This is a genomic window from Photobacterium alginatilyticum, assembly GCF_009910675.1.
In the GTDB taxonomy this organism is placed as follows: Bacteria; Pseudomonadota; Gammaproteobacteria; order Enterobacterales; family Vibrionaceae; genus Photobacterium; species Photobacterium alginatilyticum.
In genome coordinates this window covers 1-14,300 of sequence record NZ_RSEJ01000024.1, presented here as the reverse complement: position 1 = coordinate 14,300, position 14,300 = coordinate 1, and the positions used below count along the sequence as shown (strand labels likewise).

Annotated in this window: 12 protein-coding genes and 2 pseudogenes; 6 read left to right on the top strand and 8 right to left on the bottom strand. The window is 37.6% G+C overall.

The features are described from left to right. The first annotated feature begins 26 nt into the window (after positions 1-26). Positions 27-1,652, top strand: coding sequence for an acyl-CoA synthetase (locus tag EIZ48_RS20180; RefSeq protein ID WP_160655419.1), 1,626 nt, complete (start codon positions 27-29; stop codon positions 1,650-1,652). Positions 1,653-1,851: 199 nt separating this feature from the next. On the opposite strand, the gene EIZ48_RS20175 is transcribed toward EIZ48_RS20180, so the two are convergent. Continuing rightward, positions 1,852-3,549 (bottom strand): aminotransferase-like domain-containing protein, encoded by a 1,698-nt coding sequence (locus tag EIZ48_RS20175; RefSeq protein ID WP_160655417.1) that lies wholly within the window; start codon positions 3,547-3,549, stop codon positions 1,852-1,854. Between the two features lie 328 nt (positions 3,550-3,877). Here EIZ48_RS20175 and EIZ48_RS20170 point away from each other — a divergent pair, with 328 nt between their 5' ends. The 3 genes from EIZ48_RS20170 to EIZ48_RS20160 all read left to right on the top strand — a co-directional run bounded on the left by EIZ48_RS20170 (position 3,878) and on the right by EIZ48_RS20160 (position 6,410). Further along, a complete protein-coding gene (locus EIZ48_RS20170) occupies positions 3,878-4,678 on the top strand; it encodes an EAL domain-containing protein (protein ID WP_160655414.1) in 801 nt (266 codons plus the stop codon). Between the two features lie 118 nt (positions 4,679-4,796). Beyond that, positions 4,797-5,159: an MCP four helix bundle domain-containing protein gene (locus tag EIZ48_RS20165; protein ID WP_160655411.1), complete on the top strand. Its 363-nt coding sequence runs from the start codon at positions 4,797-4,799 to the stop codon at positions 5,157-5,159. 42 nt (positions 5,160-5,201) lie between these two features. Then, a complete protein-coding gene (locus tag EIZ48_RS20160) occupies positions 5,202-6,410 on the top strand; it encodes a methyl-accepting chemotaxis protein (RefSeq protein ID WP_160655408.1) in 1,209 nt (402 codons plus the stop codon). A gap of 995 nt (positions 6,411-7,405) precedes the next feature. Here EIZ48_RS20160 and EIZ48_RS20155 read toward each other — a convergent pair. The 5 genes and pseudogenes from EIZ48_RS20155 to EIZ48_RS20135 form a co-directional block, all read right to left on the bottom strand. Next, positions 7,406-7,534, bottom strand: coding sequence for a TIGR02808 family protein (locus EIZ48_RS20155; protein ID WP_160655405.1), 129 nt, complete (start codon positions 7,532-7,534; stop codon positions 7,406-7,408). 12 nt (positions 7,535-7,546) lie between these two features. Further along, a pseudogene (locus EIZ48_RS20150) lies at positions 7,547-8,121 on the bottom strand (NapC/NirT family cytochrome c). A gap of 19 nt (positions 8,122-8,140) precedes the next feature. Further along, entirely contained in the window at positions 8,141-8,599 is a 459-nt protein-coding gene (locus EIZ48_RS20145; RefSeq protein WP_160655402.1) for a nitrate reductase cytochrome c-type subunit, read from the bottom strand. A 71-nt stretch (positions 8,600-8,670) separates the two neighbouring features. Beyond that, positions 8,671-11,160: a periplasmic nitrate reductase subunit alpha gene (gene napA / locus EIZ48_RS20140; protein ID WP_160655397.1), complete on the bottom strand. Its 2,490-nt coding sequence runs from the start codon at positions 11,158-11,160 to the stop codon at positions 8,671-8,673. Continuing rightward, positions 11,157-11,471, bottom strand: coding sequence for a chaperone NapD (locus tag EIZ48_RS20135; RefSeq protein ID WP_160655394.1), 315 nt, complete (start codon positions 11,469-11,471; stop codon positions 11,157-11,159). The genes napA and EIZ48_RS20135 overlap by 4 nt, the downstream gene beginning before the upstream one ends. A gap of 520 nt (positions 11,472-11,991) precedes the next feature. Between EIZ48_RS20135 and EIZ48_RS20130 the strand changes: the two genes are divergently transcribed. After that, positions 11,992-12,426, top strand: a complete 435-nt coding sequence (locus EIZ48_RS20130) for a DUF3319 domain-containing protein (RefSeq protein ID WP_160655391.1) — start codon at positions 11,992-11,994, stop codon at positions 12,424-12,426. A gap of 91 nt (positions 12,427-12,517) precedes the next feature. Here EIZ48_RS20130 and EIZ48_RS20125 read toward each other — a convergent pair whose 3' ends face one another. After that, positions 12,518-12,856: a helix-turn-helix domain-containing protein gene (locus tag EIZ48_RS20125; protein WP_160655388.1), complete on the bottom strand. Its 339-nt coding sequence runs from the start codon at positions 12,854-12,856 to the stop codon at positions 12,518-12,520. Between the two features lie 177 nt (positions 12,857-13,033). After that, positions 13,034-13,459: pseudogene (locus EIZ48_RS30110) on the bottom strand (cupin domain-containing protein). Between the two features lie 128 nt (positions 13,460-13,587). Between EIZ48_RS30110 and EIZ48_RS20110 the strand changes: the two are divergent. Next, positions 13,588-14,202 (top strand): isochorismatase family protein, encoded by a 615-nt coding sequence (locus EIZ48_RS20110; RefSeq protein WP_160655382.1) that lies wholly within the window; start codon positions 13,588-13,590, stop codon positions 14,200-14,202. Positions 14,203-14,300 lie beyond the last annotated feature (98 nt).

The window sequence follows — 14,300 nt, the reverse complement described above, 5'->3', positions numbered from 1 at the left end:
GGGCCGGCTATCAAGGAAGAATACCTATGTCTAAACATAATATTTATGAAATTGGCCTCGATAAAACGCCTGCAAATTATGAAAGCCTTAGTCCGCTTAGTTTTCTAGAGCGTGCAGCCAGTGTGTATCCTGATTATACCGCCATTGTTCATGGCCCTATTGTACGGTCATGGAAGGAGACTGAATCACGTTGCCGCCAATTGGCTTCAGCGCTTAACAGGCAAGGGATTCGCGAAGGTGATACCGTCTCAGTGGTGGCGCCTAATATTCCTGAGGTGTTTGAAGCCCATTTTGGGATACCAATGTCAGGTGCTGTGTTAAATGCTATCAATACCCGCCTTGATGCCGATGCAATGGCATTTATTTTTCAGCATGCGGAAAGCAAAGTGGTCATTGTTGACCGTGAATTCACTGATGTCGTGAACAAAGCATTGAAAATGATCGCCCATAAGCCATTGGTGATCGCCATTGATGATCCGTTATACCAACAGGGATCACTGATTTCCCCTCTGACCTATGAAGAGTTCATTTGCGGTGGCGATGAGGGCTATTTGTATGGGCCTCCCGCCGATGAGTGGCAGGCTATTTCATTGAACTATACATCTGGAACGACGGGTAATCCTAAAGGTGTTGTTTACCATCACCGTGGTGCTCATTTGAATGCGGTAAGTAATATCCTTTCATGGGGAATGGGGCAGTTCCCGGTTTACTTGTGGACTCTACCTATGTTTCATTGCAATGGTTGGTGTTTCCCTTGGACCATTGCAGCAACGGTAGGGGTTAGCGTCAGCCTGCGCCATGTTAGAGCCGATGATATTTTTGCAGCTATCCATGAACACAAGGTTACCCATTTCTGTGGCGCGCCGATTGTGCTTAATATGATGAACAATGCAGACGATGGTATGAAGCAGGGAATTGATCATCAGGTCTACGCGATGACAGCAGGATCGGCACCGCCAGCCTCGGTGATTGAAGGCATGGAGACAATGGGAATAGAAGTAACACATGTTTATGGCCTGACAGAAACCTATGGCCCTTGCGTAGTGTGTGACTGGCAAAGAAGTTGGGATAACCTCAGTGGCCAGGAAAAGGCTCGTATGAAAGCCCGTCAGGGAGTGCGCTCGCCGATGCAGGGCGAGTTGATGGTCGCCAATCCTGTGACTATGGAACCTGTAGCCAAAAACGGTGCCGAAATGGGAGAGATTTTTTTACGGGGTAACATTGTGATGAAAGGTTATCTTAAAAATCCGTCAACCACTGACGAGGCATTGGCTGAAGGGTGGTTCAGAACCGGTGATCTGGCGGTATGGCACTCGGATAATTACATTGAGATTAAAGATCGCTCAAAAGATATCATTATCTCGGGAGGCGAGAACATTTCCAGTATTGAGGTCGAGGACGTACTGTACCGCCATCCAGGTATCGAGGAAGTGGCAGTGATTGCGATGCCTGATGAAAAGTGGGGAGAAGTACCATGTGCCTTTGTCAAAACCCGTGAAGAGTTTGTGCTGAGCCAGGAAGAGGTCATTGAGTTTTGTCGCTCGCAGATGGCACACTTCAAGGCTCCCAAGAAAGTGGTTTTTACCCAGCTTCCTAAAACCTCGACAGGTAAGGTACAAAAATATGTGCTGAGAAATCTGGTGCGAGAGTAAAACTGAGGTAACCCTGTCTCCTGACAGTGTCTTGATGGAGTAATGGAAAAGGCAATGCCACTAATTAAGAGGCGTTGCCTGGTATTTGAGCTTGCTTGAAAGATTGAAGTTAGCTCAGATAATGAGCTACGTACTTACTAAGAAAAAATAGTATTCATTTTAATGAAATTAATTGTGACTTTTCCTATAAAATTGTTAATTAGCTGGTTTTGTTATCAATTAATATGTTTATATTATTAGCTAGAGTTTTTAGAGAGTTTATATTTTTTTCATTCCATTCATACGAAAAGTTTAGACGTAAACAATGTTTGAATTTATTATCGCGCGAAAAAATCATGCCCGGAGCAATACTTATTTGGTGTTTTTCTAATAGGGTCTTGAAAAGAAACGAAGTATTAATTTCCTTAGGGAACTCTAACCATAGGAAGTAACCACCTGAAGGAGGAGATAAGGTAGTTTCGGGGTGAAAATAGTCCTTTACTAATTTAACTGCTTGTTTTTTTCTTTGTTCTAGAACAAGTCTTAAGCGTCGTAAGTGTGCGTCATAACCACCATATTGAAGATAGGCTGCTAGTGCAGATTGGTTAGGTATTCCAGCTGAGGTAGATGATAAAATTTGGTTTCGTTGCAATGTTTTTACATAAGTACCGGCCACTACCCATCCTACCTTAAACCCTGGGGCTAAAGATTTCGAAAATGAAGAACAGTGCAATACAATGCCATGCGTATCAAAAGCTTTGATAGGTAGTGGCTTGTTTTCAGTAAAGTAGAGTTCTGAGTATACATCATCTTCTATAATTGGAATGTTTTTTGCCGCAAGTAAACGATAGATACTTTTTTTCTTTTCGATACTTATGGTTTTTCCTGAAGGGCTTTGGAAGTTACTCATGAAAACAAACGCAGATATATTATTATTTTCAATGGTTTTTTCCAATTCATCGATGTTTACACCACATCCTGTGACTGATGGAATTTCAACTAGATTTAGACCAAGTTGTTTTAAAGTATGTAGGCTACCGTAAAATGAAGGGGATTCAATTGCAACAATATCGCCAGGTTTGGTTACTGAAGTGATGCTCAAGCGAAGCGCATCCATCGCTCCTGAAGTTATAATTATATCATCTGCTGATATATTAATGCCATTTCGTATATAGCGGTGAGCGATCAAGCGTCGAAGATCACTATTTCCAGGAGATAAGTCGTTACACCTTTCTAAGGTTGATTGTTTTCTTGCAGATTGGCCCATCATCGAGCCAAGCTTTTTAATAGGAAATAATTTTGGATCAGGGAATGCTGAACCAAAGTGAGTGAATCTCTGCTCTTTACTGGCATTTAATAACTCGATGGCAATATAACTTGACTCAATAATCTTTGGCTCTGTATTTTCCGTTTTAGGATTACTTTCAAAGCTAAATATCTGATTTAGATGAGCGGATACATAATACCCAGCTCTTGGTTTTGCGTATACCCAGCCTTCTGACTCGAGAAATTCGTAAGCCTTTAATACTGTCATGGGGCTTAATCCCTGCGCTTTACTCATAACTCGAACAGAGGATATTCGATCACCTGGCAACCAAGTCTTACTCAGAATATGATGCTTGACGATATCAACAATAGTTGTATAGCTTTTGAAAGTGTCTTTTTTAAAAGTCAAGTTAACAGTCCCTTTTATAGACAAAATATCAATTTTAATTTGTGTTTTATATGGTTTTATGAGTGCTGTTTTATATGTTAGTTTATTTGTGAAAATTAAATTGATTGAGTTGAATGCATGGGATATTCGTGCTTGATTTGTGATCTTTATTATATGCCAAGTGCTGCATATCTTTAACGTTCCTTGTTGATAACACCATATTGCTAGTAATTGAAATGTAAGCATAGAGTCAAAATTTATCATACCAGTTGTTTGGTTATCATCCCTATAACAGTTTGGGTGAAAAGCGTCTAGTACAGATGATTAGATCATGATATTAAATACGTTGAGTATGAGATGTATTCATATCAGGCTGTTATGCTAATAATTATCATAACTGTTATACCAATTAGCATGTTTACTGTGTAAAAATAAGTAAATAAGACTGGCTTATATGCAGATATTGTTTTGGTTCAAATTTAATACAAAGTTAAAGACCTTATAAAGTGTTGAGTATACAAAATAAGAAGATGCTTAAACTCTTTAGGGTTATCGCCATATGCAATAACTCAAAACCAAAATGGGAAAAAACATGCGAAATGGTTGTAATAATGATGTTTGTGCTGATGCTATGGCTATAAAAGGTGTGTTGGAAAACATGAGTGATATGTCATCATTTTTCGCTGTTTATCAGCCTATAATAGATTACGGTCAAGAGAAGAAAATAGTCGGATTTGAGGCTTTAGCTAGATTAAAACATAAAAAGCATGGCACGATTTATCCGGCTAAATTTATACCTGTTATTAGTCAAATGGGGAAGCTTAACCAGTTAAGCTACCGGATCATATCTGAAGCGATTCAGTTTGTTGTTGACTACAACCACAGAAACAATACGGATGTATTTGTTTCATTGAATATTTCCCCCAATCAAATTAGTGATAGCTGCTTTGTAAAAGATATAACAAGAATTGTGGGTGATGTTCCTTCGATCAAGAATAAAATAACAATTGAAATTACAGAAGAATTTGAGAGTTTTATGAGTAACTCTTTTATTCAGAATATTAGAAAATTAAGGAGAAGCGGGTTTAAAGTTGCTCTTGACGATTTCGGGAGTGGTTTTTTCTCACTAATTTCAATTGTTGAACTAACTTATGACTATTTAAAAATTGATAAGAAAACTGTTGCTCGAGTATCAAACAACAAAGATCTGAAAAACATCCTCTCGTCATTTGTAAGATATTGCAATAGTAACAACATAACAGTTATATCTGAAGGTGTTGAGACGAAAGAACAAATTGATACGTTAATGGATCTTAATATTAATATTTATCAAGGTTACTATTTTTCCCAGCCAATAAGATATGTAAAAGCACTAGATTATACATGTTGTTAATCTACATCATTATATTGCCACTCCTAAATAGTAATAGCTTATCGTTCGTAATAAAGAACAATAATTATAGTAATGAGATTGTTGCTAATCAAAAGAATTATACAGGTACACTAGTGTTATGAATGTAAAAACCAAATTGTTAATTAACTATTTTCTTGTTATATTATCAATGATTGTTTTATCGGGCTATTTTGTTTCACGTATTGAGCTTATAGGTAACCTGACAGTTAAAATGTACAATCACCCTCTAACTGTAACTCGAGCTGCAACTTATGCAGATGCAGATATTGTTAGAATGCATCTAGGTATGAAAGATGTTGTGCTAGCAAAAAATTTAGCAGCTCGTGATGCTGCTATTACAGATGTATCAAGACTTGAAGAAAAAGTTTTTGAAAATCTAGCAATAGTGAAAGAAAAGATTTTAGGTGTCGAGGGGGCGAAGCTTATCGAGGAAACAATAGACGTTTTCAGACAATGGTAGCCTATAAGAGAAGAGGTTATTAATTTTGTTTTACATAATGAAATGATAAAAGCAGCTGAAATAACCAAGGGGAAGGGGGCAAAGCATGTAATATTACTTAATGTGCAAATGAAGAAACTTGAAGACTATGCAGCAGAAAAAGCACTAGGATTTTCACATACAGCTACTTCTACTATTGATGAGGTAAATTTTATTACAGCTAGTATATTATTCCTTGTTGTTTTACTGATTGCGATCTCATCTTTTATGGTTATTAAATCTATAACTAAGCCGCTGAAAGTTATACAGGAAACCATTAACGATATTGAGACCAACTCTAATTTGAAGATGAGAGTGGTTATCAATAGTAAAGATGAATTAGGTGATATATCTCAGAGTTTCAATAAGATGCAAGAAAAGTTTCAATCTATTGTTCAACATATTTCTTTGGCAGTAAAGGAACAGTCTATTGCAACGGAGAAAGTTGCTAGTGCTTCCGAGCAAACACGACAAGGCATTGCCCAGCAGTCACAAGAAATTGATCACGTAGCTTCGGCAACAGATCAGATGTCAGAATCTGTTAAAGAAGTTGCATCGAGTGCATTAAGAGCTGCAGAGGCTGCTCAGCATGCCGAAACTGAGGCAAGTAATAGTAACAATGAAGTTAAAGCAGCCATTGATACACTTACATCACTATCTGAAGGAGTTGAGGGACTTGAGTCACTTATCAGTAAAGTAAAAACAGACAGCGAAGAGATAAGTACGATTTTGAGTATTATTGAAGAAATAACAGATCAGACTAATCTGTTGGCATTAAATGCAGCAATTGAGGCAGCCAGGGCTGGTACACATGGAAAGGGTTTTGCAGTTGTTGCCGATGAAGTACGTTTGCTTGCACAGCGCACACAAAAATCAACAGCAGAAATAAATAGAACTATTCCTATTTTACAGTCTGGAACTCAAAAAGCTGTAGATGCAATTGACAATAATACTAAGCTTGCCCAAATGGGTGTCAAACAAGCAGCTAAAGCGATTAATTCTCTGGATGGTATAACAAAATCAATTAAAACGATCTCAAGAATGAATGAGCAAATTGCAACGGCGACAGAGCAGCAAAAGTTAGTTGCAGTTGAGATTAGCGAAAACATTGTATCAATTAGCAATATCTCTAATATAAATACTAATTATGCAGTACAGTCTGCACAAGTAAGTAGTAAGGTTAAAAATGAATTAAAAGATATGAAACAAATAGTTGATACGTTCAACATTTAAGTGAAAAATAATTATGAAAACTGCTAAATATTTTATATGCTTATTATTTACTCCTATGGTAATTGCAAACGCTGATTATATGAATTTGTATATAGAGGCAAGTTCTGAATGTAAAGTTTATAAATCATTAAACAAAACAACATCGAAGATTGTGAAATCGATGTTCAGTTCGTCATCAAATAATTCATGTTCAGTCCTTATTGGAAAGGATAGTTTCAGTTTTCCAGTCCAAAACTGTGTTTTTTTAGATTACATATCGTTATCAAATAACATTCCAGTTGCTTGTTCTGTAGTTGTTAAACCAGAAAGTGTCTCATTATATTCTGCAACTAATATTCCTAAGTTAAGTAAGTTTAACACTGAAGCTGAGAAGTTAACCTGTATATTTTCATGTTACTCGGAGCGACATGTTAACTGATCTTATGTAGGAGGCTTGAATTATTTGGCAGTAACGGTTTTTGACATCGATGACTGCCAGGCTAACTTGTTTTAAGTGTTTTTTCTATATTTCATCTCTGAATTAATCACCATTGTGTTCTTTATATTTTCTCGTATTTTGATAATTTCGTTACTCGTTGTGGTGAGTACGTTGGTTATGCGAGAGTGAATTGCAAAATTAATAAAGTTAAATCAACATTAATCAATTTGCAAATAGTTAAGATAAGACATTTTTTATTTGGCTTGAGGTTTGTTAGGATAGTGGGGGATATTTAATCTAAAAGTCCTTAAAAAAATGGCACTAAGGTGAAATTAGTGCCGAAACAAATCATGAAAATGTGCAAAAAGAGTAAACTACTATTGAGGGCTGATTTCATATAGTAGGCCTGTAGTATATCAAAAAAATGACCAGAGCGGTATAACAGTAACTCATATAAATTGGTATAACAGAATAAACAGAAGACTTTACATATTGTTCACTCTGTTCAATTGTGTAATCATTAATAATGAAATGGTCAGCTTCTTAAACGGAAGAAGCTGACTTAAATTATAAAAAACTAAACATCCTTACTTACGGATAAAATGAATACTGAAACTGCTGCAACCACAGCGTAACCGAATAAAATGATAATTGGCATGGCACTGTACCCGAGGATGTGCCAGAAAATGGATTCAAAAGTGCTCATTTGTTATCTCTCTTATTGCCAGCCTTCGACACCATGCATATCAGGAAGTTTGTGAGCAATGCCTTTATGGCAGTCCACACAAGTTTTATCACCGGAGGCTAGGGCCGTTGAATGTTGCTTCGCGCTTCGAGAACTTTGCTCTGAAAAGTCCATATAATTAAATTCGTGACAGTTACGGCACTCTAAAGAATCATTATTCTTCAAACGCGACCATTCACGCTCTGCTAGATGGGCTCGTCGAGCCTCAAATTTTTCAGGTGTATCGATCGTTCCGATAAAGTGAGCAATTAGCTCTTTTGACGCTTGAACCTTACGAATAATCTTATCTGTCCATTCGTGAGGAACATGACAATCTGCACAAATTGCACGCACACCGGAACGGTTAGAATAATGGATTGTTTCTTGAATTTCGTTAACAATAGGGGCGTGACATCCAGAACAAAATTCTTCGCTGTTTGTTACCTCCAGCCCGGTGTTAAATGCGCCCCAAATAAAAGACCGCCTGCAAAACCCATGAATAAAACTATACCTAAAGCAGCTTTACTCGGGGTCGTTAGTCTTTTCCATAATGCATTAAGTAATTTCATATAAAGCCTATATACTCAGTTAAGGTTTAAGTGAATCAACAGTTTCAAAAACATTCTTGATTACTGGCTTTGTGTTTGCCTGAGGCACATGGCATTGAAGACAGAAGTAACGTCGAGGAGACATATCTGCTAATACTGCATCTTCACGATTAACATAGTGAGTAACACTTACCTTAGTTGCTCCCATGATTTTAGAAGTTTTCCAGCTATGGCAAGAAAGACATTTATTTGCATTCAGCGATACTTCGTAACCGCGAATTTTATGTGGAATTAAGGGAGGTTGATAAACGTAATTACTTTCTAATATCTGTTCACGAGGATATTTAATTAATTCGTCTGTAGAAGGTGTTTTCTCTAGCTGTGTTATTCCGCGAAGAGATTGTACATTCTCACCATACATTGATTTTTTTAACTCAGCAGATGCGCTCCAAGTGATAACCGCACAAACTGAAAGAAGTGCAACGAATAATTGTTTCATCTTACATTTTCCGCCTTATGGCTGTTTACTAGTCCTTGACTGCCGAAAATCGGCAGTCAGAGTGCTGTAGATTAAGCGATCTTGGTTATCTTAATTGGACATTTTTTAAAATCTGTCTGCTTAGAAAGAGGATCTGTAGCATCTAGGATTAGCTTGTTAATTAGGATACGTGCATCAAAAAACGGTACAAATACTAAACCTTGGGGTGGGCGATTACGGCCACGAGTTTCAACCCGAATTCGAATTTCACCGCGCTTGTTCGAGATAAGTACCTCATCACCTCTTCGTATATTGCGTTTAGCAGCATCTGTGGGATGCATGTAACAAACTGCTTGTGGCGCGGCTTTGTATAATTCAGGGACACGGCCAGTCATAGAAGCAGTATGCCAATGCTCCAACACACGACCAGTGCATAACCAAAGATCAAATTCTGAATCCGGAACCTCAGGTGGAGCTTCATATGGCGCGGAAATAATTAGCGCCTTTCCATCGGGTTTGCCGTAGAACTCCCAATCAGCTCCTTCTTTCACATAAGGGTCTGAGCCTTCTTTATAACGCCATAGTGTTTCTTTTCCATCGATAACAGGCCAGCGTAAGCCACGTACTTTATGGTATTCGTCATAAGGAGCTAGGTCGTGCCCATGCCCGCGACCAAATGCAGCGTATTCTTCGAATAACCCTTTTTGAACATAGAAGCCAAAATGGTGAGCTTCGTTGTTCAATACTTGTGCTTCCGTTTCTGGATATTTATCAATTTGCTCATTTTTATAAAGCACTTCATACATGGTTTTGTTGCGATAATTCGGGGCTTTATCCAAGAGTTCACTTGGCCAAACTTCTTCCATCTTGAAACGCTTGGAGAACTCCATCATTTGCCAGGTATCTGATTTGGCGTTAGCTGGCCAAGGTATTTGCTGGTACCAAGCTTGAGTTCTGCGTTCGGCATTTCCATACGCACCTTCCTTTTCAATCCACATAACAGTAGGAAGAATAAGATCGGCGGCTAGTGCTGTTACTGTTGGGTATGGATCTGAAACCACAATGAAATTTTCGGGATTTCTAAAACCAGGAAGTCGTTCTGTATTAATGTTTGGTCCGGCTTGCATGTTGTTACTGCATTGTAACCAGTAACAATTCAATACACCATCACGAAGCATGCGGTCTTGCATTACCGCGTGGAAACCTGGTTTTGATGGTATCGTACCTTCAGGAAGTTTCCAGATATCTTCAGTAATTTTACGGTGTTTAGGGTTGGTAACTACCATGTCTGCTGGCAGACGATGCGAAAATGTGCCGACTTCACGAGCAGTACCACAAGCGGATGGTTGACCAGTTAAAGAAAACGGACTATTACCAGGAGTCGCTATTTTACCCGTTAGTAAGTGAATATTATAAATTAGGCTGTTCATCCATACACCACGGGTATGTTGGTTCATGCCCATCGTCCATAAAGACATAACTTTTATATTCGGATCTGCATATTGTTTAGCTAACTCAATCAACTTATCTTCAGAAACGCCTGATAATTCTGATGCTTTTTTAACTGTATATGGAGCAACTGATGTTTTGTATTCATCGAAAGAGATAGAGTGCATCTTTCCTGAGTTAGGGTTAGCCGCTGCTTTTTGTCTTGGATCATCCTCACGTAGGCCGTAACCGATATCGGTTGTCGCTTGTTTAAAGTTTGTGTGTTTGTTTACAAAGTCCCAGTTAACGGCATTGTTCTCAATGATGTAGTTCGCTATGAAGTTTGCGATTGCCAGATCCGTTTGTGGTTCGAAAATGTAACCGTGGTCTGCTAGTTCGAATGAACGGTGATAGTAGGTTGAAAGAACATTCACTTTAACATGCGGGTGACTTAATCGACGGTCTGTGACTCGAGTCCACAACACAGGGTGCATTTCCGCCATGTTAGATCCCCAAAGCACAAATGCATCCGCATTCTCAAAATCATCATAACAACCCATAGGTTCGTCGATGCCGAATGTACGCATAAAGGCACCTACAGCAGATGCCATGCAATGGCGGGCGTTGGGATCAATATTGTTTGAACGAAAACCAGCTTTCATTAGTTTTGAAGCGGTATAACCTTCCATTATGGTCCACTGCCCAGATCCAAACATACCTATGCTTGAGGGGCCTTTTTTAGCCATGGCTGATTTCCACTTATCAGCCATGGTGTCAAAAGCCACATCCCAAGATACAGGGATAAATTCACCATCTTTATCATATTTACCATTCTTCATTCGAAGAAGTGGCTGAGTTAGACGGTCTTTACCGTACATGATCTTAGAAAGAAAATATCCCTTGATACAATTTAGACCTTTGTTTACCGGCGATTCTGGATCACCTTGAGTTGCCACAACTTTGCCGTTTTGTGTGCCAACTAAAACTGAACAACCTGTACCACATAAACGACATGGTGCTTTGTCCCATGTGATTTTTGTTTGATCTGAGCTGGCAATTAAGTTTGTCGCAGAAGCTGGTAGAGTAATACCTGCAACAGCTGCGGCTGATGCTGCTGCGTTTGCTTTAACAAACGCTCGTCTTGTTATTTTCATAGTTCACCCTCGGTTCGAGAATATTTTGTTCTAGTGTTTTTTATCTTGATTTTATTTTCATCAACGTTGGTTTCTATTTGATGGTAAACCAACACTGTACTCAAAACATTTGGAATGTTATTAATCGCTTCAATTGTATCTGTGATAAAACCTTGATTCTCGGTTTCCAAAACAATAACAATTTTACCTTCAGGGCTATCGCCATAGATTTCGGCATCATTAAATGTATCAATATGCAATTTTATGCTTGATAGATGCTCAGGATAGCAATGTACGACCAAGCTGGAAATATGTACTTCTTTAAACGACATGAGTTTTTCCATAATATATACTGGTTATTGTTGTTTATGGGATTAGGTAAGATTAAAAGAAAGAGTTACATATAAATGAACACTTGATTAAAATGTAATTATTAAAGTGTTTGTTTCACACATTCTCAATGTAATAATAACAATGAAAATATCTTTTCATGTATAACAGTTGGGGTGATAAATTGGTATAACAGTAAATATTACTTCATTTGTGTCTGATTTCATGGTATACCCCTTTAGGGTTGAATTGATTTAGCTTTGCTCTAAATCAATATTTTATATCGAGACGTTGTTCTAATGATTAAATTTACGACTCTAGCGAGTATGTTTTTTGGTGTATATCATTTGATTGTTTGAAAAGAAGGGAAAATAACCTTGTTTGAATGCTGTGATAATATGAATTGGATGGTTAATATTGTGGTAACTCTATTACAATATAAAAAAGTGTGTTGTAAACTCAGGCGGTGATTTTAGCTTGGTATTTTTAATGTTAGATGCGCACTCGATTAGAGTACTATATATGTCTATAATAACTGGATTGGTAAGAATATTTGGTTTTGCAAAGAAACAGGAAAGTTTAGAAAAGTCAAATTCAAGTCAACAACAAATAGTAGTAAAAAGAATGCATTACCGTGGTTATCTAATGGAGAGTACTGAGGGAGGGTTTGATACTTGGAAAGCAAGGATTAATAGCAAAGTTGTCATCGGTGAACAAGCATTTATCAAAGAAAGCATTGATTGGTGGTGTGACAAGAAAACAGTGCTGTTATCAGATGATTACAATTATAATACATCAACGCATAAGGTTGAAATTTACCGAGGTTTCAAATTGATAAATGATACTGATAAACCTAATGAGTGGTACATGTTACATAATGGTAGGCTATACAAAGGGACGAAAAAAGCTATTGAATTTAAAATAGATATTGCTTTGGATAAATCAAGAAAAGAATAAATTAATTAACTTAATTTTCTCGAATATACTTCTCTTATGTTTATTGTTAGAAAAGGTAGTGCTTATATTTGACGCTACCTTTATATAGACCTTATTTGCAACTTGCGATGATATCTCTATCAAGTTTTTTCTTATTTCTTACCGAAGTTGGTGTTTTCTTAAAGAAACGCTTAAAAGCTTTTTTAAACGAGCTTTCAGATTTATAGCCTATTTGCTCAGCTATATCCAACATTGAAGTAGAAGTATCTTCAATTTTACTCTTTGCCAACTGCATTCGCAAAATGAACAAATAAGTCATCGGTGGTTGTCCTACTAGTTCATGAAAGTGAGAGGCAAAGGCTGAACGAGACAATCCTACTTCTTGAGCTAGTTGTTTAATCGTCCAATTTCTCTCCGGTGCAGTATGCAATAAAGAGAGTGCTTTAGCCACCGATTTGTCAGATAACGCAGAAAGCTAGTTATTGGTATCCAGCATAAGATTCATATGGGCTCTAAATACTTGAATAAAAAGGACTTAAGTGAAGCGGTCGATTAAAGCTTCTGCGCCTGGATGTTTAGCTTCTGCTTTGTCTATTATTTGGTGCAAGGCATTATTGAGCCAACTAAATTATCCTCGTTCTTTTTGGTGAAGATGAATGCAGTTTGGCAGTGATTTAATTAATGGGTGCGGCCAAGATCGATCATACTCAAAATAGCCGCAAACAATATCAAAGTTTTCATTAACACCACCGAATAAAGAATCCCCACTTCTATATGCTGCAATTACGTGCTCTCCAGGTAAACATTTGCTATCCGGTGTATCAAATAGTTGATGTGAGGTACCGTGTGGTAAAACGACAATACCTCCACTTTATAATAACAATGGTTCTCTTATACCTTCAATCTGTAGCATACATTGACCATGAACAACAATATGAAATGATGCTCGTCGATTTTGATTGATTTGAATTCCCCATGGAGAACTAAAACAAGACCGAAAGTACACACTTCCTTGTAAACGCATCAGTCGCAAAATATTGCTTAGTATATCCATGTTGCACCTTGCAGATTTAGATTAAAGATGATTAGACATTAAGTGTGGACGTTTGGTCATTTAATGTTTGAATATTTTACATGATAATTATGCCAGCAATCAATATATTCACGTTTATAGGAGAGGTTATGTTTATAAAGACAAAACAAACTATTCTAGTTGCTGCACTTTGTGGCTTTTTTTCTGGTGTGAGTTATGCGGATTTACCTGATCCAGGCGTACAATTTAATATTGACAATACTGCTTTGGTTATCACCGAACCACAGGTCGACTTTCTTAGTCCAAAAGGTGTGACCTGGGGAGTTGTAGGAAAAAGTGTTGAGGAAAATAAAACTGTTGAAAATATTGAAAAGTTGCTTAAAGCGGCTAAATCAAAGTCAATACCTGTTTTTATTTCTCCTCATTATTACTATCCTCATGACCATGAATGGGATCATGAAGGTGCGTTAGAAACTTTGATACACAAAATTGGTATGTTTGATCGTAAAGGAGCTTTAACTACGGAAGGGTTTGAAGGTTCTGGGGCTGATTGGTTAGAGCGTTATAAGCCCTATATTAACGATGATGAAACTGTGGTCACCAGCCCACACAAAGTGTTTGGACCAGAGACTAATGATTTAATTCTTCAGTTACGAAAACGTGGTATTGATAAGATCGTATTAGCTGGTATGTCTGCGAATTTATGTACAGAGTGGCTTTGTTGCGTAAATCAGTTTGAACTCTTTCGGAAAGTGACGATCTGATCGTTCATGTTCCATCGTTAGTTATATGAGCCATGAGTAAAACCAAGGTCCGTTACAAGACCAATAACTGGAAAGAGTATAATCAAGCCTTGATCAAC